A 22,510-nucleotide genomic window follows, 5' to 3' on the forward strand; every position below is an offset into this window, starting at 1 on the left:
ACTGGCAATTGAGAGTGCAGGCACGAATGCTAAACCTGATAGATGGAAATCCACCCCACGGGATGAACGCCCAAGATGAAGCCGTAGAGTTGGTGATAGAATATCCAGGCAAACAAAACCAAGGAGATGCTATCATGAAGTTTTTTCTGGGTTTTTTCATGTTCATTCCCCATTATTTTGTGTTAATTTTCAGGATAATTGTATTGTACTTCTATTCTTTATTGGCATTTTTTACCATACTTATCTCAGCTGAGTACCCAGAAGGTGGTCACAAGTATGCTGTAGATACACTAAGGTATGTGATGCGAATTAACTTGTATTTTGGTTTTATGAACGATCGTTATCCTCCTTTTTCAGGAGCTCCTGATGAAGAGCTAGGCTTAGAAAGACGTTAATAAAAAACATATATAATGCATAGCATAGGGTTGTTACCGTTGAACGAGTAACAACCCTTTTTTATGATGCCCTGCCTGATACTGTTTGACTGCTTTTGTTCTTTGATGAGCGTATGCTTCACGAAATACTGATAAAGCCGACTTTCCGCACGTATGTTCGGGAAAACAAATAATTGATGTAATCGCTTGATTGCAAAAGCATTATTTTTTTATGTCGACCAAAAGTTTTACTTTTTGGTATGCAATCATTTCCCATAAGTAAAAACCTTGACCACTTAGGGTTGGTAAGTGGCATGTGTGATCGTTTAAACTTGAGCTCTAAAATAGATGAGCTTTTACCTAACACCAATGGGCTTCATCAAGTAAGCACAGGTACTTGCGTCAAAGCCTTGATTTTAAATGGTTTAGGTTTTGCCGAGCGTCGCTTATACCTGAGTCCTCATTTTTTTTCTGATAAGCCTGTTGCTCACTTATTAGGAGAAAATCTAAGCGCAGAAATGTTCAATGATGATCGTCTTGGTCGTTGCTTGGATGATTTGTATGCCTTTGGTGTAAGTGAGTTATTCAGCCATTTGGCTGCACAGAGTTATGAAATACTGGGTTTGTCAGAAGAAGTAGACTCAGAGTTTCGCCACTTGGATGCGACCAGTTTTGGGTTGGAAGGGCAATATAATAGTGAACTTAACGAAGCAGAGGTTTCTTGCCTTCACATCACCCAAGGTTACAGCCGGGATCACCGCCCTGACCTAAATCAGGTAATGCTTAACTTGGTAGTAGAAAACTCCTCAGGCATACCTTTGCTTATGGAAGGTTTGCATGGCAATACAAGTGACCAAACAAGCTTTGGTCAAACCATTGATGATTATGTAGAACGTTTGCAGAATAATGGTCAGCCTATATGTTGGGTGGCAGATAGTGCCTTATACACTGAGGAAACCATCGGTAAAATCTCAGGTCGGCATTATTGGATCACCCGTGTTCCTTCCAAGCTTACTGCTGTTCAAGAATTACTCCTACAGGTACAGCCAGAGCATATGCAATTCTTCACAGAAGAAAAATTGAAAAACTACCGCTACCAGAAAGTATGCAACAGCTATGGAGGTGTAAGACAAGAATGGATGGTTGTCTTTTCTGAGGCAGGTTATAAGCGGGATGTTCATAGTTTGAAAAAACGTTACCTAAAAAAAAGCAGTGAAGAGCACCAAGACTTTATCAAGCTTTGCAAAAAGGTTTTTAGCTGTAAACAGGATGCAGAAAAAGCCTGGGAACAATTTTCAAAAAAGTGCCAGTACTTGTCAATAGAAGACCTGAATTTTCAACAAGTCAAGGGGTTTAAAAAACCAGGTAAACCTCCCAAAGGAGCTCAAAAACAGACCATAGGGTATCGTATTACAGGGTGTCCACTAACCAAACTCACACACTATGAACAACTAAGACAAAAACAGGGCAAGTTTGTGATTGCTTCCAATGATACAGCACAAAGGTGGGGGAATGGACATAAACTACTGGCTTACAAAGGACAATCTAATGTCGAGAAAGGTTTTAGGTTTTTGAAAGATAAAGCTTTCCTTGCTGATAGCTTCTTTGTAAAAAAGCCAGAGAGACTTGAAGCTATACTCATGATTATGGCATTGTCGCTGATGGTGTATGCAGCTTTGGAGAGAGAATTAAGAAAAAACCTGCAGCAGGAAAAGGAGTTTGTCCTGGATCAAACTAAAAAAGAAACTCAAAAACCCACAATGAAATGGATTTTCGAGTTTTTTAGAGGCATTCACTGCTTGTGGGTTAATCAAGAACAACCTATGCTCATTCTTAATATGAATGAGATGCATACAAAGGTCATTAGGTTACTGGGGCAAGAAGTTAGGAAATACTATCTCCTTGAATAAACGCCTCATAAACAGTGGTTTAATAAATTACTCGGTTTTAGCTACACAGGTGCGGAAAGTCGGATAAAGGTGTATAGCGACACTTTGTGGTTAGACACACATAACTTATTAAGCGGGTGTTATATCCGAAAACCAATTAACAAAATATCGTCACGTTGTACAGTGCCAAACATGTGGTCGTTCAGTGCCCGTTCCAGACTTTCTTTTTGCTTGGTCAAAGGTTGGTTGGTGATGCTTTTGAGCATTTCTTTGAACCGTTGTTTACCATATTTTTTTCGCTCAGCATTATTTTGGTCAGAAAACCCATCCGTACTTAGGTAAATCAAACTACCGTTTTCTAAAGTAACTTCGTGGTTGCTAAAATGAAATTTGTATTTATGCACCCCTCCAATCGAGTGCCTGTTGCCACTTACCTCCTGAATGCTTTTAGTACCAGCGGGTACATATAGCAATGGACGTTTGGCGCCAGAAAAAGTAGCCCTGGTTTGTTGTTCATTGATACGTTCCATCATCAGAAAAGCCACATCCATTCCATAGTCCCCTGAGTTATCATTGCCTTCCAGTACGTTCATTACCGAAGCATGGCAGCGATTCAGTATTTCGGCAGGGTTGTTCAAACGATCTACAATCACGAGTTTATCCAGAATCATATAGCCAATCATAGACATAAAAGCTCCTGGCACCCCATGTCCGGTACAGTCTACTATTGCCAAAAAGACCTTGTTGTCACGTTGGTGCAGCCAATAAAAGTCTCCAGATACAATATCTTTGGGGCGATATAGCACAAAAAAGTTTTTGAGGTGTTTTGCCATTCTTTCCCGAAAGGGCAAAATAGCTTTTTGAATCACTTGAGCAGCTTGTATACTATCTGCTACTTCTTTGTTTTTACGCTCTAGTTCCGTATTCTTACTTTCAATAAAGTTTTGCTGGCTTAAAATTTCCTCCTGTTGTAATTGAAGTTCTTCATTCTTGCCAATGAGTTCTTGTTTTTGGTGTAGAATCTCCTCATTTTTTTTCTGTAAAAGTCGATTGGTTTTTTGCTGGAGTTGATAACGATTGAAAATAAAGAAAGCAATGAGCAAAATGGCAAGTACAATAACTATAGAAACATTACGGAGCAGCGTTTGGCGTTCTATTTCCAATTGCTTTTTGGCTATTTCCAGCTCGCTGATTTCTTTTTCTTTGGTAAAAAGCAATAAATTTTGCTGGTTTTGATTGTGAGAACTTGACAGTTTCCAGATCAGTTCTTTTACATCGTGACCAAAATACTTCTTGATGAGTTCATTGATCCAGGGCTTGAATTCTGCCGAGTTAAAAAAAGCATCAATAGGTTCTTTCCAGCCACTTTTTTTAGGAAGCACAATAGCTCGTCCTGCTTTGTTAACCTGAAACAGGTTTTGTCGCTTTATTTTCAGGCCTTTTTTTAATGTCATCAAATATTCAGCAAGTTGTATATAAGCAATATGGTTGGTATGGGTAGCTACAGCAGCTGTTAGATCGTCAAAGTGTTTCACTTTTTTATAACGAAGGCTGGGCAGGTAGGTAGCTATACGTTGAAGGTTTGCAGTACCAGTACTGCGGGGTACAACGGCGGCAGTAACCCCCTTAAAACTAGTTGCTACTTCGTTGCTATCCTGAAGTATAGGCAGGTTTGCGCTGGATATGAGCACCTCTATATCGGGCATGTATACCGGGCTAAAAACGACTTCTTCTTTTCGTTCTTCGGTAACCGAAAAAGTAGACGCAGCAAATTCGCCAGGGTAGCCTCCCTTCATCAGTTGGTATACTTTACCAAAACTTTCCTGTTCCTGAAAAGTAGGGATAACCTCAATGTTGTATTTTTTCTTTACAAACTTGACAAAACCACGTATAATGTCCGCCTCAAGTCCTTTTACCTCATTATCTTCTTTATAGATAAAAGGCGTGATATTGATATGATAAATCTTTATTTCAGCCTTTTGGGTTATTTTGGCTTCTTGCCATGAAGTTTGTGCCTGAGCAATGTCTACACCGCAAATAAGCAAGGCAATGCATAGTATCCATTTGACCATAGCATATAGTATTTATTAATAAGTTTTGAATCAAAAAATTAGGTCTGTAAAATTACTTAAGTAAAGCGTAAAAAATCAAGCGTTCCAAGAGAAGGTAATATCTGTTTGTTCCGCCTTACAGAATTTCTGATTGGACAGTAAAAAAAATGCTCATTTTTAGCGTAAATTGCTTTATTATTCCACTCAATCTTATCTTCAATACTTGATCAAGTATTGGGACGCATGCTTTATGCATGAACGCTATCCAAAGAAAGAACGTCTACTTTTTTAAATAAGCCACAATGCCCTTATAATAAGCCTTTGCTACCTCTACTACCCGCGTAGGTATTTTCTTGCCTTTCAATTCATAATCTTTGTTACTTAATGCACGTATTTCTTGTTTATTATCCTGATACAGAGGCTCAATAAAACACAAGGTGCCATATACTTTGCGTGCCATCGACAGGTTGCGGGCATACACACCAGTAGCCTTAGTGCCCATACAAGCCCTGTTGATAAAAGGTTGGTTATTTTGCTTGGGCAAAATAGGTACATTGAGTTGGGTAACTATCTGTTGCAATATTGTTTTAGAAAAACTTACCGATGACTCAATATCTTTAGTGAGCAACAGTCGCAAAAAATTGAAACGGTGTTCGGTAGCACTTAGCTCGTTTTTCATAAAACTACCCGCCACAAACGCCATGCAATTATTATGAGGAGTGGGTTTGTTCCACGGTGCATTGGCGCCATCTACATTATAATGAACAATCATAGTGAGGTGAGGCTTGAAGTTGTTGATTTTTTCAACGCGGGCGTTAAAATCAGCCTTACGAAATTTTTTGAAAAACACTGACCATTTTTGACTCCTTTTTACTTTGATTCCTTTTTTGGCTTGTTGTTGCCTATAGTTTTCAAAAACTTGTTGATAGGTAGAATCCAGCGCCATCAAATCAAAGCGTTTGCGGGTAAGTATTACCCGTGCCCCCTTTTGCTCCAGCAGGTTGGCGAGTACACGGCAGGTATACCAGGCTAGTTCCGACTCAAAAAAACTCAGGCGTTTACCACTGGCAAGGGTCAAGTCTATAAACTTCCTTTCTTTTTTGGCCATAGCCAGGTTACCTGCAATATGTCCGGGGTCAAGCGCCACCCTAAGCCCTTTGAGCGGGTGAGCAGGGTCTCCGTTGATTATAAACTTAGCTGGTCTCATCAAGCCAGCAGTTAATTGAGGAAGTCTCTTTTGCTTATAATACTTGAATGCTTCTGATGGGCGAGCAGCAGCTCTTTCTTGAAAAGCCCTTAAGTGTTGCCAAGGCAAATAGTACTCTACTTCTTTTTTATGCCCTTTTTCAGGGGTTGTATATAACACAATGCCACTATCGCTTATGCTAAATGCTTGCTTCACCTGTTTGTCTTTAATTAAATATTTAGTGGCTCTTTTGGTGTAGTAATGTTTCAGGTATTTGTACGATTTGTTTTCGGGTTGCCCCTTACAACTAAAATGGCTACATAAAATGACCAATACCAGTAACCTTTTGCCAAGTATCAAGTGTATAATGGTAAATGGATTCAAGGGGTTAAAAAGAGTTGTTTGCATTGATAATCGGGTTTTTGGGCGAAAACACAGTTTTTTCACTCCATTTTACTCATAAAAAACCGTTTACAACAATAAGTACACGAATAAAAATACTGATAGAGAAACTTAAATTACAGGCAAGAAAAAAAATAATAAGCTAACTGATTGAATTTGAGGGATAAAACAAAAAAAACTTATTTTTTTTTGAAGGGAGTGCAACCAAATGCGTGTAAGTTTCATCTACATAATAAACAACAACGAAAAAAAAGTGTATTGGAAAATTAATATTTTTTTAAGACATACTTTAAGACTGCTAACTCAATGTTAAAAACGTTAAAGGATGCAACCAACTACATTTTTTTTGAGTCTTTTAAGTAAACAACAATACCATATAAACAAAAAAAAGTAGTAGACACTGTAATATTTTCATTATACAATCTACTAATAGTTATAAACAAGTTCACCAAAATTACTTACAATATTTTTCAACACTATAACTAAATAAAAATAGCCATGGAAAAGACCATCAAAAATCTGACAAACGCTTTTATGACAGTATTTGCTGTAGCTGTAAAGAAAAGCACAAGACAAGGACACGTGTTTTGGGTAATAGAGCCCAACCTTGAGGATGTAGACTATACCATCATTAAGTTTTATGACTCTAAAAACAACTTACTGCACGAAGATCGTCTTGAAAACACGCACCCCGATGTAATTGACGAAGCGACGATCCGTCACTTAAACAAAACCACTAAAAAACTATTGGGACGTGCCTCTTAAAACGCAGATGTTCACTTGCGTACTGAAATTGCTTCAGGTATCTAAATTACCCGTTATTTTTTAATACTATCCCTGTTTATTCCTTTCTTTTTGTTCCTGAATCGGCTTGGGTTGCATAGTTCCACTTGTACACCCACCTCCACGAGCATTTACTTCTCTGTGTTTTCTGATATCATTGTTTTGAATTGATTGATCTACCCCCTACTTTCGGTATTCTGTTGTTTACTCACTTCATTGTTATATGCCGGGTATCCTCTTTTTTAGTATTCATTGTATATTCATTACACTATTGGTAGTAGTGTGGAAACGAAACAACCAACAAGCCCCTTTACGTGCCTGGATTGTACCAGGAGTGTGTCTCAAAATATTGGCTGGCATTGCCGTTGGGTTATTTTTTCAACGTTATTATGGCTATGGTGGCGACTCGTGGAACATACACTATAGTGCTACAGAGCTAAGTCGGGTGGCGTGGCAAAACCCCTTATCATACCTTCGTTTGTTGCTGTTCAATGAGTATTACCATATTCCGCACTTGTCTTACCCCAATATGTGGGAGCAACCCCGCTACCTTTTTGTTGTCAAGCTCGTCAGTGTGTTGCACTTGCTCACAGGTACCAGCTATTGGCTTACCTCTTTTTATTTATCTTTATTTTCATTTTGGGGGTTGTGGCAACTTGCCAATACTTTGACCAAACAATTTCCAACTACTCGTTGGGCAGCAATTGCCGCGTTTTTATTGTTTCCTTCAGTGGTGTTCTGGAGCAGTGGGTTACAAAAAGAAAGCCTTGCCATTGGTGTGATAGGTTGGATGGTACATCAGTTTTTGCAAGCTTTTTTACCTTCTACCAAGCAATCTTATGCATTTTGGCTCAAAAGTAGTGTTTTATGGTGGCTTGGTATTGCCTGGTTGTGGCAGCTTAAGTTTTACTATATGGGAGGTTTGGTTCCTGTGATGTTAAGCATAGCATTGGCACAGTTAGCCACCAGGAAATTATGGCCAATGGCTGCAGCTACTGCTCAGGCACGCAATAAACTGTGGTTGTTTGTAGTTTTTTTTGCAGGCTTGTTATGGTTGGCGAGTATGCTACACCCCAAATTACACTTGTCTCAGTTTATGCATGTGCTGGTGCTCAACCACAACGCCAGTTTTAATTTTTCAAACCCTGACGATGTCATCCATTATGCCAGAATCGGGGGGGGGTATTTCAATATTACCTCTGCGCCCAGTAGTTTATTATACAACACCCCACTTGCCTTTGTTTCGGGGCTGTTTCGCCCTTTTATATGGGAAGCCAACAACAAAGTAAAACTATTGGCGGGGGTAGAAAACCTATGGTTGATGGGGTTGTTATGTTATGCAGTGGTTTTTCTTATCAAGGACAAATGTCGCTCTATTGATACAAAACAACACCCTAAGCTGGGGCTTTTGCTGGTGGGCGCACTTACCTACATTACTTTGCTGGCAGTATTACTTGCCCTTGCTTCGCCCAATTTGGGCAGTTTGTCACGTTATAAAGTAGGTTTTTTACCATTTATGGCTTATCTGTTACATCTTCCGCTTAGCTTCAGTTTCCATAAATGGTGGACAAAACGTAAAAAAACTTAAAGTTTAGTAATGGTTGAAAAATAAGATATCCATTTGGAGATAGAGATTTACCACTGAGGTGAGATGGCAACATCCTGTAGGACAGGCATTTGTTTTTTAATAATCGAGTAACAGTGGTTGCGTCAGCTGGATTCAGCCTTAGTTTGTTGCCGTTAAAAATCTGTGAAACGAAGCCGTAAAAACTGATCACTGTTTGAGCGAAGCGAGTTTGAGCAGTTTCGGCGTAGTGGAGCAGATTTAGGCAAAACAAACTACAGCTGCGGGTTTTTTGGTTACTTTTTTACCTGTAGAAAAAAGTAACGGCTCACCGATATTCGAATCAATCATTACACAAGTGTGTTTAATGATTGACAACTTTTTAATAGAAAAATCATTTTATAATTATTAAATACCAGTTGTCGCCCCTAGTGGATGTTGAGCCAGCTTGCGTTCGTAGCAGCGCTACGAGCAATAAAAACTCACAGTCCCGGCGAACTGCCGGGGTAACGAAATATCAGTAGTAAAGATCATTTCCTAAATCGAAAGATTATTTTTTGTCCATTACTTAGTGACAACCATGCGTTGGGTAGTGGTGTATGCTCCTGATGATATTTTTAGAATATAATAACCTGGTTGGAGCGATGCTGTAGGCACAAAGGAGAGGCTTCGTAATATTTTAGATTCTTTGACAGTTTGTCCCAGGATGTTTGCAATAGTGACCTTAATATGTGGCTTGGTACGGTCTACTTTGAAGTTGATTTTGTGAAAAAATAAATTTTCACCCTTTTTTATGCGTATGTAAGGATCGTGTGCGTATGTGCTTGTTTGTAGTATAAAAACCAACGCCAAAGGAAGAGATGAAAAAAGTAGTTTTTTATTCATAAAAGGTATATTTAGCCAAATAAGTGGTCATTATCAACCTATACTTAATCGTATAAACGGGTGTTGCATTTTTTCGACGAAATATGTATGAATCTGGATAATATGTAATTTTTAGAGTATAAAAATTGTTGGTATCATAATTTAAAGCTAAATTTGTGACACGCCTCTTTTACTACGAAAGGGGATTTTTTTTTCAAAACATTCAACAAAAAAATACGTATCTAGTCTTTCCATACAAGATATAATTTTCATTAAATAGAAATATTTTTCTATAGCAATTTAGAACGGCTCTTTTACCGTTCTTTTTTTGTTATCCATAGTGAAGTAACCTATAAAAAACAAAGCGTTCCAAACAGGCAAAATACTTGTTTGTCAAGCGCCAGGTTTACAAATTATTCAATACAGTGAGTAAACATTGGTATGCTATGATACAAAGCTTTTGCTGACAATGGTTTATTTAACTATTTGCTTTGATCAGTTCAACCTGGTGGAGTGGAGCAGGTGTTTTTCTAGGATTACTAAGGAGCAATCATGGCGATGTTAGGCTCAGCAGAGTAGTTACGGGTTACATGACAATGCTTATATTCATCGCTGAAGTATGGGTACATTATTGCTAAATGGTGCTGCAAATCAAGGCATTAAAATAGGTGAGGTGTAAGTGAGTCCTGTTTTTGCAATAAAACAGCATTGCAAAACTATTCGCAACATCCACAAGTTTAGTCTTGGCATAGCGCTAAAAAACAAAAATATTTTTGATAAAAAATAGTAAAAAAAATGGCTAAAGTATCTTATTATACAAAAGAAGGGTTGAAAAAGCTTAAGGATGAGCTTCAGCACCTAAAAACCAAAGGGCGTGCAGACATGGCATATCAAATAGCAGAAGCTCGTGATAAAGGTGATTTGAGTGAGAATGCAGAATATGATGCAGCCAAAGATGCTCAAGGTTTGTTAGAGTTAAAAATTGCCAAACTGGAAGACACGGTTGCCAATGCTCGCATTATAGACGAGTCAAATATTGATACCTCAAAGGTATCTATCTTGTCAACGGTAAAGATAAAGCACCAAAAGCTTAAAAAAGTATTGACATATACCCTTGTTTCAGAAGAAGAAGCCAACCTCAAAGAAGGTAAAATTTCTGTACAATCGCCCGTGGGCAAAGGGTTACTGGGTAAAAAAGTGGGTGAAGTAGCCGAAGTACATACCCCAGCTGGCAAAACCGATTTCGAAATACTTGAAATTACCCGTTAAGAAATTCTGTGAGAGCACATAGCTCTGGGTGAATGAATGCATCATTAAATCGTATACTACCAGGTCTTTCTGGCATACTTCCAATAATCATCAAATTTTATTGTATTTTGCTCACAGCTTTGCATCAATGGCAAAACATGCCAAACTTGCCATTGAGGTAGTGATTTGCTATTTATTATCATTCATTCACTCAATTTCAATAGATAATTATGTCCACTATATTTTCCAAAATTATATCTGGTGACATTCCAAGCCACAAAGTAGCCGAAACTGAAGATTATTTTGCTTTTTTAGATATATTTCCGGTGGCAAAAGGACATACCTTGGTGGTTCCTAAAAAAGAGGTAGATTATATTTATGACCTGAACGATGAAACCCTGACCGGGCTGCATCTTTTTGCCAAAAAAATAGCCGTTGCTGTCAAAAAAGCTTTTCCTTGTGAGCGTGTCAGTGTGGTAGTGGCCGGATTTGAAGTGCCTCACGCGCATATTCACCTTATTCCTTCCAATAGCATGGCTGACTTGCAGTTTACTGACAAACTTTCTTTTACCCCCGAAGAACTGACCGAAATTGTTGGACACATTCAGGCACACCTCGACTAAAGTTATCTTTTTTGAATGAAAGCACTGGAGCCGTTTTATCAGCAAATGGGCATACGTGAACCTACGCTCAGGCAAGCCATTGAAAAACATGGTTTTGTAACAGCGCATGTTGCCCAAGAGCACCTAATAAAAACAGGAGAATATATCAAAGTGCTTAAAATTTTGTTGCAGGGAAGGGTACGGGTTTTTCAGGAATACGAAGATCGGGAGATTTTGATCTACTACCTCTCTCAAATGGAAACCTGTACACTTTCTTTATCGGCTTGTTTTGGCGATTGCCAAAGCACCGTGTCTGCCATTGTAGAAAGCAACCAGGCACAAGTACTCAACATTCCGGTAAGGTTTGTCACAGATTGGTGCTACCAATACCCCTCCTGGAACCATTTCACCATTGATACATTCAGGCATAGTTATCAGGTATTGATGGAAAGTTACTCAATGTTGGCGTTTAAAACCCTCAACGAAAGGTTGTGGGAGTACCTCATCAATAACACTTGCCCTCCGACAAACAATGTAGTACTTATGTCGCACCAGCAAATAGCCAACGAGTTGGGTACTACCCGTGAGGTGGTATCGCGATTGCTCAAAAAACTGGAAAAACAACAACGAATACGTCTGGGGCAAAAGTCTATTCAGATTATTTATTCAAGCTAGGCAGTAGCAAGCTATTATTATGTATGATAATGGAATGTATTCAACGGTCACTTCACATTTATTTGCCTACTTGTGCCAAAAGTCACAGGTATGTCTTACTACGTTCCCTTAATTTTGTTCCATCAAATAAATAAACCAAATAATACCGATGAAACAGACATATCAAACAAGCTTATTACTTATAGTATTGATTATTAGTGGGTGGAGTGTTGCCTTGGGGCAAAATAAACAACGCTATACCCATCATTCTCCAGTAGCGCACCACCAGGTGGCATTGGAGGTATTGCAAGCCAGCAAAAACTGGATCGATGCATTTAACCAAGGCAAAGCAACGCAATGTGGCCGAGCTTATCACCATAAAAATGCAACGATGAGGGCAATGCCTTTTGGGGTAAAACAAGGGCGGGTTTCAATCACTGCTTTTTGGTCTTCGTTGATTGCTCAAGGAGCTACCCAACTGGAATATACCCAAGTGGCCATAGAAGTAGTCAATAAAAATACAGCGTTATTATCAGCCGACTGGCGCATGAATATAGGTGAAGGCAAAATTTATCAGGAAAAATGGAGTAAAGAGAACGGCCAATGGGTACTAGTGTACGATGATTTTGAGGTATTGAAAAAATACCCCGCCCCCATTGTTTATGAGGCAAATGCAGTAGCAAGTCATGAGGCTTTAGAGGCGGTAATTCAAACCTCTATGCAGTGGGTTCAAAGTTTTAATCAACAAAAAGCAGCTGCATGTGCTAACCTGTATGCACAAAACGCTACCCTCAATGGAGTACCTTTTACCAGTGTGCATCGCCAGGCAGCTATTCTGAGTTTTTGGGCAAAGCTTGTCAAAGATGGAGCCCGCAACCTTACCTACCATCAGCTGAAGGCAGAGGCAGTAACTCCAGGTGTGATAAAACTAGCCGCACATTGGTCTATGAATATAGGTGAAGGTAAAATTTATCAGGAAAAATGGGTAAAAGAGCAAGGCAAGTGGCGTTTGGGTTATGACGAGTTTGAAGTATTAAAACAGTACTAGCCTTGGGGTAAGTTTTTGGCTTGCATTATCCCTCCGAAAACCTGCCGGGTAGGCTGTTCAAAATTAGTGACTTTCTTCCCCAAGAAAATATTCAAAATCTATAAAAACCACTACATTCGGTTTATTCCATACCTGTCAGGTTTGTAAGACGACGTCAAGACAACCTGACAGGTATTTGCCCGTATTTTAGCTGAAAAAAGTTGTTTTTAAGGAGAAAACAAGAAAAATGTGTATCACTCCCTGTGAAGGTCTTACCAAAGGGTGACCTGAGCAATGCAAACCCTAAAATTTAAAAACAACTTATTTTTGAATTCAACTTTCGCGTAAAATGTAGAAACCTCATTTGCCGATTTTTTGCTCAGCAAGTGCTGGTCTGAAGACCAACATGGGGGGGATGTTTTTGGAGAATAGCCACTTCCTGAAGCTTTTGCCCTCGTATTGTCTTTGCGAGGGCAACCATAAAAGATGGCCGTTTATTAATTGTAATTAAACCTACCAATTATCTACCTTGGTGTTAATTTATGACATACACCTTTGTCAAATACCTCTTACATTTGCGTTGCAGAAATCTATCTAAGTATCACCTGAAGAGCAGAGTAGTCACAAAAGGTAGTTTTTTTAAAATGAATAGTTTGGCTTTGTTCAAATCTACTCTTATCAATACAACAGATTTATCAAATAACAATTTAATTTTCTCTGCTCTCAGGTGTTTTTTCAAATCAACTACTCTTTTTGTTTAAGTATTAAACTACCCTCTTTTCCCAATCTTTTTTTGCGTATCTAAAAAATGCATTGAACTAAGTTTTTATTTTAGTGTTTTTAGCAAATATTCATTGCTGTATATTCGTTATTACTTATTTGTTTTTTTGTTGTAACATTTCAACAAAAACCTGAAATAAAGTACTTATATGTAAACATACGCCTACTTTTTGCTATTTTGGGCTCGAAAACTAATGTGAGTATATGATGATTACTATTAGCAATACAGAACTTAAAAACCTGGATATAGAAATATCCGATGGTATTGCCACCATTACTATCCGTCGTGGCTCTAAACTAAACGCCTTGAACTATGATACGATCGAGGATTTGCGCAAAGCAATGAAGGAGGTAAATACCAACAGTGATATTCTGTCGGTAATTATTACAGGTGAAGGTACTAAAGCCTTTGCTGCTGGAGCTGATATTGCCGAACTCGCCAAATTGGACGAGGTGGGCGCTAAACGCTACTCGCAAAATGGACAAGACGTATTTGCCATTATCGAAAACTGCACAAAACCAATCATTGCGGCTGTTAACGGCTATGCATTGGGAGGGGGTTGTGAGCTGGCACTTGCTTGTCATATGCGTATTGCTGTAGAAGCAGCCAAGTTTGGTTTACCTGAGGTAAAGCTGGGCACATTGCCAGGTTTTGGGGGCACCCAACGTCTTACTCAAAGCATAGGGAAGTCTAAAACACTTGAGTTGATCATGACAGGCGACATGTTATCGGCAAAAGAGGCAAAAGACCTTGGTTTGGTAAACCACATGGTAACTACTCACGAAGAGTTGATGAACAAAAGCCGGGAGATTTTGACTAAAATTTCGGGGTCAGGGCCTTTGGCGATTGCTATGGTGATCAAGTCGGTAAATGAAGTATATAGCAGTGATGAAAGAGGGTATTTGAAAGAAGCCCGATATTTTGGACAATCAGCTGGTACAGAAGACTTTCACGAAGGAATGGAAGCTTTCTTGCAAAAACGAAAGCCCGATTTTAAAGGCGAATAATACAACACAACGATATTTTCAAGGAGTTTCCTTGATGAATCCCTCTTTTAATTAACCATTATAAAGAGGGATTTTTTTATGTTTGCAAACTCATTATTTCAATGTTCCGCAATAACTTAACTATTTAGTTTTTACTTACTTGAGTATTTGTTATAAAAGTGCTGGTGCTTGAAAAACAAATAAGTGAAGTAATTGTAGTGTAAGTTTTTGATTTTTAGAGACTTATAAAGTGAGTAGTTACTCGAGTTATCTATAGACTATCGTTCAATGCTGTTTAGCTGACGCAGAGCTCGCAAGCTCGGTTCCTTAGTAGAGATTTTGTGCGTGCGTCAGCCACTATCGACTGTGGATTATGGACAAAGGTGCTCCCACTACTTTCAGCCAATCAAGGCTTAAGGGAACAGTATTGGACTATCATCTGAACACTGTGGACTATTGTATTTGACAAATAAAGTTTATGAGCGTACTTAAGAAATTGGCAGGTGAAACCATATTGTATGGGATGAGCAGTATTGTGGGTAGAATGCTCAACTTTTTGCTGGTGCCTTTGTATACTGCTGTATTGGCTGCTGCTGACTATGGTTTTCAGAGTGAATTGTACGTATATGTTGCTTTTCTAAACGTGTTGTATGCTTATGGTATGGAAACCACGTTTTTTAGGTATGCTGCCAAGGCAGAAAACGACCCACAAGAGATATATAACACTGCTTTATCTTATATATTGGTGACTAGCACCATTTTTTCTACTTTACTTATTGTATGTGCCCAACCTATAGCGCGTAGTTTGGGGCATCCCGAAAGCTCCCACCTCATTGTATGGCTGGCCATTATCATAGCCGTAGATGCTGTATTGATTATTCCTTATGCTCGTTTGCGGTTAGAAAACAAAGCAAAGCAGTTTGCCGTGACCAAGCTCATCAACATATTTGTAAACATTGGCTGTAATTTGTTTTTTCTATACTTCTGTAAAAACATCTATGAAGGCAAGTTTTTGACGCAATACCAGGCGTTGGTTGCCCGTGTCTATAACCCTGACATGGGCATTGGCTACATTATTTTATCAAACCTGGTGGCCAACGCCCTGGTACTTCTGTTGCTTTACCGTTCTTTTCTTAGGTTTCGCTTTCGCTTAAATTGGGTGCAGTTTCGCCCCATGTTTATTTATTCTTACCCGTTGATGTTTATGGGCATTGCGGGCATTGCCAGTCAGTTGCTCGACACCATTATGTTGAAATACTATTTGCCAGAAGGCTACTATTATGGCAAAAGCAACGAAGCAGTGGTGGGCATTTATCGAGCCTGCGGTAAACTTGCCATTTTTATGAACTTAGGCATTCAAGCGTTTAAATATGCCGCCGATCCTTTCTTTTTTTCCAGGGCAGAAGACAAAAAAGCACCAGAGTTGTTTGCCAGGGTGATGAAATATTTCATCATTACGGGTGCTGTGTTTATGGTGGGGATTGGGCTCAACTTAGATATTATAGTACTGCTTTTACGCAAACCAGTGTACCGCGAAGCCATCGGCGCAGTACCTTTTATGTTGTTGGGGTACTTGTTTTTGGGAGTATATACCAACTTGTCGATATGGTTTAAACTCACCGATAAAACATTTTATGGCACCTGGTTGGTAACCGGAGGGGCGTTGCTTTCATTGTTACTTAACTACTGGTTGATTCCAGTCATGGGATATATGGGGTCAGCGGTGGCTTTGCTGGTGGTATATATGGGTATGACAGTAGCTTCTTACCTCATTGGGCAAAAACACTTTTATGTGCCTTATCAGGTAAAATCAGCCTTGGTTCATATAGGGTTGGCAGCGGTGTTGGTGTTTGGCGTACAGTTTGTAAATCTGGGAAGTGCCTTGATGAATTTTTTGTTGCATCAAGGCTTGTTTGTAGGCTACTTGGCGTTGTTAGTAGTAATAGAGTGGCAAGATATAAAGACATTGATTGCCCGCCTAAAAAACAGAAAGCAACCCAAACAATAAAAAGTTGAATCAGTTGTTTCCAAGTAATACAAAACACAAAAAGAAGTATAAAAGAGGGTTCAAATTAGTCGGTGTTAACTGTGACAGAGTCAGTAAAGATGGTGTCGCTTGTATTGCCTGCCCGGTCTTGTATATATATTTGAAACTTCCAAATATCGTTTTTCGGAATCCCCAGTTCTGTGTAACTGGCTACCCGAATACCAGGAAAACTATACTGCAATGTACCTTGAATAGGACCCGGAGAGCCTCCGCTTAAGTCATCAAACCTACCGTTGAATGTAAGGCTTGAGCTAGGCTGTTCAAATTTGACAAATTGGCCATTTCTTCTTAGGTAAATGCTGGCAAAAAAATTATCCCCTTCATTATTAGACAAGGCACCCAAGTCGCCGTCACCATCGGTAAACTTGATGGTAATAGAAATGGAGTCGGACGGGTTGCCCAACTGATCAGTAGTTCTGATTACCTCTATTTTGTCAAAGTCTATGTCAGGGCTTAGGCTAAATTTGGGCTTAGAAATACAGCCTGTCATTGCCCAGGCTAAATACATACACCAAACACTCAAAAAAATATAACTTGTTTTTTTCATTCGTATGAAAATTATGAACTTGTTTAAGGTTTATGCTTTGAGAGCAAAAATTTAAGTTTTGAATCACTTGGAGAACCGCAGCCCTTTAGGGCAAGCTCAGCGAAGCTAAACCTTAAACAAGCTCTATGATGAAATCCTCTTGCAGTTTTATACCTGTGTGGTATACTTGGGTATTTGTAAAACAAATACAATAATACAATTATTTTACTACTTGAAACCTATTTCCAAGTTTATGAAGTTCAGCGAAAGCTTTAAAAATAATATTTTACAACTACAGGACGCTGATTTTGAGCAATATGCTACTGAATTATTTCATTATCAGGTAGCGCACAATGCCGTGTACAAAGAATACGTGGGTTATTTATCGGTAAAACCTGCTCAAGTAAAACGCTTGGCAGATATTCCTTTTTTGCCCGTTGAGTTGTTCAAATCGCATCAAATCATTAGTGGCAATAGCCAAGCTATCATTCAAAAGACGTTTGAAAGTAGTGCTACCACTATGCAAACCACCAGCAAGCATCATGTGTTAGATTTGGACTTTTACCGAAAGGTGAGTCAACAACTATTTGAGCAAAAATACGGGGCGTTGACTGACTTTCATGTCCTTGCTTTGTTGCCCTCTTACCTCGAACGCAACAACTCTTCGTTGGTATATATGGTACAGCATTTCATTGAGCAAAGCCAATCACCCGAATCGGACTTTTTTCTGCACAACACCCAAATGTTGGTAGACAAGCTAAAGCATTTGCAGGCAAACAGTCAGCGTAAAATACTTTTGATAGGAGTCACTTTTGCCTTGCTAGACCTTGCTGAAGCGCACACGGTAGATTTGTCGGAGGTAATACTCATGGAAACCGGAGGAATGAAAGGACGGCGCAAAGAAATGTTGCGATCAGAAGTACACAAAGCATTAAAAGAGCGCTTTGGGGTAGCAGCAGTGCACTCAGAGTATGGCATGACCGAACTGTTGTCGCAAGCTTACTCTAGTGGGCACGAAGAGTTTGACATGCCCACTACCATGCGCATACTATTACGCGACGTAAACGACCCTTTGTATATAAACAACAATCTGCGTTATGGAGCCATCAATATAATAGACTTGGCCAATGTAGATTCTTGTGCTTTTATAGCCACCCAAGACCTGGGTAAAGTCACTGGCGAGCGCACCTTTCAGGTATTAGGACGCCTAGACAACAGCGATATTCGGGGGTGTAACTTGTTGGTGGTTTAGTATTGAGAAATGGTTAGAGGGCTCTGTTTTTTTATTGCTGAGGTGCTCTGAAGCCCCTCGAAGTGAGGCTAAACCTCCATCTATCCATTTTGTAAACCATTAATAATCAGTAATCTATAAAATTGCTCACGTGTCTGCAAACTAGTACTCTAGCTTCTAAGTAGGTAAAGTAACAATTTGGTTAAATTTTGTTCTTTGACGATCTTGAAAAATTGAGCATAGCCGTAGCTACGTGATATTTTTCAAGAGAAGTCAAAGGGCAAAGGAAGCGAAATAGTGCTTTACATATTTAGTGTCTGGAGTACTAGCCTAAAGCTAATATAATACCAAGGCTGGTTGAAAACCCATACAAACTCACTGTTAAGTAATTCAAGCATAACTATCTCTTGTATTGGGTTTTTGGCAAGACCAACACAATGCACATTCTTCGCTATTGTTACCCGCTCTCTTGGTCAGTTGCGCTTAAGACCAAGAGGAGGAGGGTAAGCTTGGTGATGGCTTTTAGAGGTAGACATACAAAGAATTTAGTGTACGGGTAATGGCAGCGATTTGGTATAATAGCTGTAGAAGCTTCTAACTACGCTTTTTATAAGCTACTGAAAATCAACGTGATACAAAAGTGTAGTTACCTGTGGAACAGGGTCTAGCACCGATATTCATCGGTATCTAAGGACTTGCGACTTGTCGCTTAAAGCTTGCCCCTGTTAGTGCTTCTAACTATAAAATTTGTAAACCACTGAAAACAAGCATACGATGGATTTGTTAGTTGCCTATGGAACAGGGTGTACCTAGCACCTTGTCAGGGCTTTTTATAAGTTACTAAAAATCAACATGATAGAAAAAGTGTAGTTACCTGTGGAATAGGGTGTAGCACCGATATTCATCGGTATCTAAGGACTTGCGACTTGTCGCTTGAAGATTTCCCCTGCAGGCGCTATGGACTAATACAAAATATTGGTCTGAGGCAATGCCTCTTGCAAAGCTTGTATTTGTTCTACGGTGAGCAAATTGCCCGTAAGTTGGATAGTTTTGAGCTGGGGCATTTGCCAGAGCACTTCGGGCAGGGTCATCAGGCGGTTTTGTCTGAGGTCGAGGTGCTTAAGTTGAGTCAATTGTACCAAACTAGCGGGCAATGAATGCAACATGCCATAAAAAAGTTCCAGGGTTTCGAGGCGGGTAAGTTGGCTGACTACTTCGGGTAGCTGCTTCAAACGATGATAGTCTAGTTTCAGGGTTTGAAGTTGCTTGAGCTGACCCAATTGATCGGGCAAACTTTTGATGCCCATAAATGAGAAGTCCAGCGTAGTCATTTCTTGCAAAGGAGCCATCAACTCTTCGTTTAAACACAGCCAGCAGGAATATTTGGTTTTGGTAAGCCCTTGGTAAAATGTCTTGGGCAAGTCCATTCCTTTGGCAATTTGAATCGCCAGTTGAAAGTTTTCTGTACTTTCGCTGTTAAGCAATCGTACCAAGTTGCTGATGTCATCGATAGAGTGATTCATGAAAGCATTGTTTTAAAGTGAGTTATTGGCAAATTTCTCTATTTTTGCATCAAATTTTAAGACAATGCGCCAAATTATCCGTCAAAACTCCATATTTTTCATCTTACTGACCCTCTACCTTATTATAGGAGGCATCCTTTTGTTAAACCACCAAAAAGGAGAACTAGAGCTGTGGCTCAATCAAAGACATACCCCATTGGGCGATGTGTTTTTTAAATATGTCACTTTTTTGGGTGATGGCACCTTTTGCTTGATCATGGGGGGAGTGTTGCTTTTTGTCCGGTTTTACTATGCTTTATTGGCTTTATTACCTTTACTGAGTGGTTTGGTTACTCAGTTGTTCAAACGTACTATTTACGCCAATGCCGGACGCCCCAAGTCATTTTTTGGCAACGATTCATCGCTCAATTTTGTCAGCGGGTATGAATTTGAACATTTAAGCTGCTGCAATAGCTTTCCATCGGGGCACACCACTACCGCTTTTGCGGTTTTTCTTGCGTTTGCTTTTATAGTGCGGTCTTCTTACCTCAAAGCATTGTTTTTTTTCCTGGCATTATTTGCGGCTATATCACGGGTATATTTGTTGCAGCACTTCTTTGTCGACACTTACTTTGGAGCTATTTTGGGTACAACTACCATGTGCCTTTTCCTGTGGTGGCTTGAGCATAAAAAAGTAGGCGAAAGTGCTTTGATGCAAAAACGCCTGGGATAATCGATACTTGCAACATTTTGGGCAAATCAACCACTGAATTCTTTCGTTCAAAGTGTATCTGTCTTTAACACTGGCTATGGGTGATTTTTATAGTCACATAAAACAATATTGAGATGATTTTAACAAGGTATTTTGGTTTGAAGTGGTATTTAACCACCCTGATGCTATTAGTAGGAGTAGGCTTAGCAGCACAAACTTCCTGGCGCAAAGCCAAAAAGACCAAACAAGCGGACATTACGGTGTATCATATCAACTTTGCCCCCTTTATTTATACCAAAAACCAACAGGTTACGGGGTTAGAGGCAGAACTTTTACGTTACTTTGTGAAATTTGTCGGTAAAGAATATGAGGTGAAAACCCAACTCAACTTCGCTTTGCAAAACAGCTTTGGAGAGGTATACAGTCAAGTAAAAAATGGACCATCGGGAACCTTTGCCGCTTCTTCTTTTTCGGTAACCAGTGCCCGCAGAAAAGAAGTACAGTTTAGCCCGATCTACATGCCCGATATTTCTATTGTGATTTCAAGCAATAATCTCCCTATACTAGCCGACACCAACGACATAAACGCCAGCTTTGATAGCTTGACTGTAGTACAAGTGCCCAATAGTACCGATGTAAAACACATTCAGCGAATAGCCCCTTATTTTTCTAACCTCCAATATAAAAATATTGAGCACTTTGAAGATGCCCCCTTAATGGTGTCTCAAAACGACAACTGTATTGCTTATGTACAATTGACCACCTATTTTACTGCCCTACAGGACAATATAAAGGTAAAACGGCAAAACCTTTTTCAAATCAATAAAATAGGGATGGCCATCGTATTGCCCCTGAAAAGTGACTGGGATGAGCCAATCAATGCCTTCTTTGCTTCCCCAGAGTTTAAGCCTTTGGTCAATCGTTTGATAAAAAAGTACTTTGGAGACGATGTAACCGACCTGATTTGGCAAATAGCTCGAACCGAAAGCGGCAATGATAAAAATGTGTTGCTGTTAACTAAAGAAAAAGAACTCAAGGAGTTGGAAATTGCCAAAAAACAACTGGAAATTAATCGGCAGGTATGGCAACGCAACGCCTCTGTCATCGCAGTATTGGCAATATTAATCATTGCATTTTTTATTTATAGTCGCTACCAGTTGCAACAAAAAAGCAATCAACTATTAAAGCAAAAAGGTACCGAGCTTGCCAGTAAAAACGAAGAACTGAGACAGCAGCAAGAGCAAATATTGACGCAACAGCATTTTATAGAAAATAAAAATACAGAGCTGGAGCGAAAAAATAAAGAAGTGGCAGCAAGCATACAAACCGCTCAAGTGATTCAGAATGGCATATTGCCGCATGAACAGCGTTTACAAGCTTTGCTGTCTGACTATTTTGTGTTGTACCAACCTAAAGACATTGTCTCAGGTGATTTTTACTGGGTAGCCCACCGCGACAATCGGGTGTTTTTGGCGGTGGCTGATTGTACCGGACACGGAGTACCGGGAGCACTGATGTCTATGGTGAGCTATATGATGTTGGACAAGCTGGTAATGATGGAAAAACTAGACAATCCTGCCGATATCTTGAACCGTTGCCACGTAGATTTACAAAAATCGTTGCAGGGAAGTAATGAAACCAACCAACAGGGGATGGATATTATTTTTCTGACGTTGACTCCGCTGGAAAACGGGCAGGTATCTATAGTTTTTGCTGGAGCCAAACGTCCGTTGTATTATATTTCTGCGGGCGAAACCCATCTGCAAGAGATAAAAGGTTGTAGGCGGTCTATTGGTGGTTTTCACCGTAATAACTTATTGTTTATTCAGCACGAACTGGTGCTTGACCAAGAGAGTGTTATTTACCTGACTACGGATGGATTTGTAGATCAAAATAACAAAGATCGGAAAAAAGTTGGGACAGATACCTTCAAAGAATTATTGCAAAGCATTGCCCCAAAAAAACTAAATGCCCAAAAAGAAGACCTGCAAAAATTCTTGCAAACCCACATGACTGACACCACCCAACGTGATGATATTTTGGTGATGGGGGTTAGCTTATAATTTTTTATTGAACAAGTA

The 22,510-nt window shown here is 39.5% G+C and carries 18 protein-coding genes; 13 read left to right on the forward strand and 5 right to left on the reverse strand.

The window, feature by feature from the left end; genetic code table 11:
• Together M23134_RS20910 and M23134_RS20915 are read left to right on the forward strand one after the other, a co-directional pair.
• A partial coding sequence (locus M23134_RS20910) for a DUF4389 domain-containing protein (protein ID WP_045114028.1) occupies nt 1–395 on the forward strand: 395 nt, incomplete at its 5' end.
• Between the two features lie 239 nt (nt 396–634).
• Complete coding sequence (locus tag M23134_RS20915; protein WP_002695583.1) at nt 635–2,284, forward strand: IS1634 family transposase; 1,650 nt, start codon at nt 635–637, stop codon at nt 2,282–2,284.
• Nucleotides 2,285–2,403: 119 nt separating this feature from the next.
• On the opposite strand, the gene M23134_RS20920 is transcribed toward M23134_RS20915, so the two are convergent.
• Entirely contained in the window at nt 2,404–4,335 is a 1,932-nt protein-coding gene (locus tag M23134_RS20920; RefSeq protein WP_002699624.1) for a SpoIIE family protein phosphatase, read from the reverse strand.
• Nucleotides 4,336–4,594: 259 nt separating this feature from the next.
• Nucleotides 4,595–5,908: an N-acetylmuramoyl-L-alanine amidase gene (locus M23134_RS20925; RefSeq protein WP_002699625.1), complete on the reverse strand. Its 1,314-nt coding sequence runs from the start codon at nt 5,906–5,908 to the stop codon at nt 4,595–4,597.
• Between the two features lie 492 nt (nt 5,909–6,400).
• Here M23134_RS20925 and M23134_RS20930 point away from each other — a divergent pair, with 492 nt between their 5' ends.
• Both M23134_RS20930 and M23134_RS20935 read left to right on the forward strand, forming a co-directional pair.
• Nucleotides 6,401–6,667: a hypothetical protein gene (locus tag M23134_RS20930; protein WP_002699627.1), complete on the forward strand. Its 267-nt coding sequence runs from the start codon at nt 6,401–6,403 to the stop codon at nt 6,665–6,667.
• Nucleotides 6,668–6,908: 241 nt separating this feature from the next.
• Nucleotides 6,909–8,273 (forward strand): hypothetical protein, encoded by a 1,365-nt coding sequence (locus tag M23134_RS20935; protein ID WP_157558573.1) that lies wholly within the window; start codon nt 6,909–6,911, stop codon nt 8,271–8,273.
• 540 nt (nt 8,274–8,813) lie between these two features.
• On the opposite strand, the gene M23134_RS20940 is transcribed toward M23134_RS20935, so the two are convergent.
• Nucleotides 8,814–9,134 (reverse strand): T9SS type A sorting domain-containing protein, encoded by a 321-nt coding sequence (locus M23134_RS20940; protein ID WP_002699629.1) that lies wholly within the window; start codon nt 9,132–9,134, stop codon nt 8,814–8,816.
• Nucleotides 9,135–9,908: 774 nt separating this feature from the next.
• Between M23134_RS20940 and greA the strand changes: the two genes are divergently transcribed.
• From greA to M23134_RS20970, 6 genes are all read left to right on the forward strand, one after another.
• Entirely contained in the window at nt 9,909–10,382 is a 474-nt protein-coding gene (gene greA, locus M23134_RS20945; RefSeq protein WP_002699631.1) for a transcription elongation factor GreA, read from the forward strand.
• A gap of 209 nt (nt 10,383–10,591) precedes the next feature.
• On the forward strand, nt 10,592–10,984 hold the full coding sequence (locus tag M23134_RS20950; protein ID WP_002699635.1) for an HIT family protein: 393 nt from the start codon (nt 10,592–10,594) through the stop codon (nt 10,982–10,984).
• A gap of 15 nt (nt 10,985–10,999) precedes the next feature.
• Nucleotides 11,000–11,638 (forward strand): Crp/Fnr family transcriptional regulator, encoded by a 639-nt coding sequence (locus tag M23134_RS20955; RefSeq protein WP_002699637.1) that lies wholly within the window; start codon nt 11,000–11,002, stop codon nt 11,636–11,638.
• 148 nt (nt 11,639–11,786) lie between these two features.
• Nucleotides 11,787–12,665 (forward strand): hypothetical protein, encoded by an 879-nt coding sequence (locus M23134_RS40555; RefSeq protein WP_002699639.1) that lies wholly within the window; start codon nt 11,787–11,789, stop codon nt 12,663–12,665.
• Nucleotides 12,666–13,628: 963 nt separating this feature from the next.
• A complete protein-coding gene (locus M23134_RS20965) occupies nt 13,629–14,432 on the forward strand; it encodes an enoyl-CoA hydratase/isomerase family protein (protein ID WP_002699644.1) in 804 nt (267 codons plus the stop codon).
• Nucleotides 14,433–14,889: 457 nt separating this feature from the next.
• The gene (locus M23134_RS20970) at nt 14,890–16,419 is read left to right on the forward strand and encodes a lipopolysaccharide biosynthesis protein (protein WP_002699645.1); all 1,530 of its coding nucleotides are present in this window, start codon (nt 14,890–14,892) and stop codon (nt 16,417–16,419) included.
• A 64-nt stretch (nt 16,420–16,483) separates the two neighbouring features.
• On the opposite strand, the gene M23134_RS20975 is transcribed toward M23134_RS20970, so the two are convergent.
• The gene (locus tag M23134_RS20975; protein ID WP_002699647.1) at nt 16,484–17,005 is read right to left on the reverse strand and encodes a hypothetical protein; all 522 of its coding nucleotides are present in this window, start codon (nt 17,003–17,005) and stop codon (nt 16,484–16,486) included.
• Between the two features lie 232 nt (nt 17,006–17,237).
• Here M23134_RS20975 and M23134_RS20980 point away from each other — a divergent pair, with 232 nt between their 5' ends.
• A complete protein-coding gene (locus M23134_RS20980) occupies nt 17,238–18,236 on the forward strand; it encodes a LuxE/PaaK family acyltransferase (protein ID WP_002699649.1) in 999 nt (332 codons plus the stop codon).
• Nucleotides 18,237–19,177: 941 nt separating this feature from the next.
• Here the strand turns inward: M23134_RS20980 and M23134_RS38590 are convergent.
• The gene (locus tag M23134_RS38590; RefSeq protein WP_002699651.1) at nt 19,178–19,738 is read right to left on the reverse strand and encodes a leucine-rich repeat domain-containing protein; all 561 of its coding nucleotides are present in this window, start codon (nt 19,736–19,738) and stop codon (nt 19,178–19,180) included.
• Between the two features lie 64 nt (nt 19,739–19,802).
• Between M23134_RS38590 and M23134_RS20990 the strand changes: the two genes are divergently transcribed.
• Both M23134_RS20990 and M23134_RS20995 read left to right on the forward strand, forming a co-directional pair.
• Nucleotides 19,803–20,450: a phosphatase PAP2 family protein gene (locus tag M23134_RS20990; RefSeq protein WP_002699652.1), complete on the forward strand. Its 648-nt coding sequence runs from the start codon at nt 19,803–19,805 to the stop codon at nt 20,448–20,450.
• A 113-nt stretch (nt 20,451–20,563) separates the two neighbouring features.
• Complete coding sequence (locus M23134_RS20995; RefSeq protein ID WP_002699654.1) at nt 20,564–22,492, forward strand: SpoIIE family protein phosphatase; 1,929 nt, start codon at nt 20,564–20,566, stop codon at nt 22,490–22,492.
• The last annotated feature ends 18 nt before the right edge of the window (nt 22,493–22,510 follow it).

It is taken from the genome of Microscilla marina ATCC 23134, from assembly GCF_000169175.1.
GTDB classification, from domain to species: domain Bacteria; phylum Bacteroidota; class Bacteroidia; order Cytophagales; family Microscillaceae; genus Microscilla; species Microscilla marina.

What these genes read in the sequence shown, in the direction of transcription:
- M23134_RS20915 (WP_002695583.1), top strand. Translation starts at nt 635, where the DNA reads ATGCAATCATTTCCCATAAGTAAAAACCTTGACCACTTAGGGTTGGTA.
- M23134_RS20920 (WP_002699624.1), bottom strand. Translation starts at nt 4,335, where the DNA reads ATGGTCAAATGGATACTATGCATTGCCTTGCTTATTTGCGGTGTAGAC.
- M23134_RS20925 (WP_002699625.1), bottom strand. Translation starts at nt 5,908, where the DNA reads ATGCAAACAACTCTTTTTAACCCCTTGAATCCATTTACCATTATACAC.
- M23134_RS20930 (WP_002699627.1), top strand. Translation starts at nt 6,401, where the DNA reads ATGGAAAAGACCATCAAAAATCTGACAAACGCTTTTATGACAGTATTT.
- M23134_RS20935 (WP_157558573.1), top strand. Translation starts at nt 6,909, where the DNA reads ATGCCGGGTATCCTCTTTTTTAGTATTCATTGTATATTCATTACACTA.
- M23134_RS20940 (WP_002699629.1), bottom strand. Translation starts at nt 9,134, where the DNA reads ATGAATAAAAAACTACTTTTTTCATCTCTTCCTTTGGCGTTGGTTTTT.
- greA (WP_002699631.1), top strand. Translation starts at nt 9,909, where the DNA reads ATGGCTAAAGTATCTTATTATACAAAAGAAGGGTTGAAAAAGCTTAAG.
- M23134_RS20950 (WP_002699635.1), top strand. Translation starts at nt 10,592, where the DNA reads ATGTCCACTATATTTTCCAAAATTATATCTGGTGACATTCCAAGCCAC.
- M23134_RS20955 (WP_002699637.1), top strand. Translation starts at nt 11,000, where the DNA reads ATGAAAGCACTGGAGCCGTTTTATCAGCAAATGGGCATACGTGAACCT.
- M23134_RS40555 (WP_002699639.1), top strand. Translation starts at nt 11,787, where the DNA reads ATGAAACAGACATATCAAACAAGCTTATTACTTATAGTATTGATTATT.
- M23134_RS20965 (WP_002699644.1), top strand. Translation starts at nt 13,629, where the DNA reads ATGATGATTACTATTAGCAATACAGAACTTAAAAACCTGGATATAGAA.
- M23134_RS20970 (WP_002699645.1), top strand. Translation starts at nt 14,890, where the DNA reads ATGAGCGTACTTAAGAAATTGGCAGGTGAAACCATATTGTATGGGATG.
- M23134_RS20975 (WP_002699647.1), bottom strand. Translation starts at nt 17,005, where the DNA reads ATGAAAAAAACAAGTTATATTTTTTTGAGTGTTTGGTGTATGTATTTA.
- M23134_RS20980 (WP_002699649.1), top strand. Translation starts at nt 17,238, where the DNA reads ATGAAGTTCAGCGAAAGCTTTAAAAATAATATTTTACAACTACAGGAC.
- M23134_RS38590 (WP_002699651.1), bottom strand. Translation starts at nt 19,738, where the DNA reads ATGAATCACTCTATCGATGACATCAGCAACTTGGTACGATTGCTTAAC.
- M23134_RS20990 (WP_002699652.1), top strand. Translation starts at nt 19,803, where the DNA reads ATGCGCCAAATTATCCGTCAAAACTCCATATTTTTCATCTTACTGACC.
- M23134_RS20995 (WP_002699654.1), top strand. Translation starts at nt 20,564, where the DNA reads ATGATTTTAACAAGGTATTTTGGTTTGAAGTGGTATTTAACCACCCTG.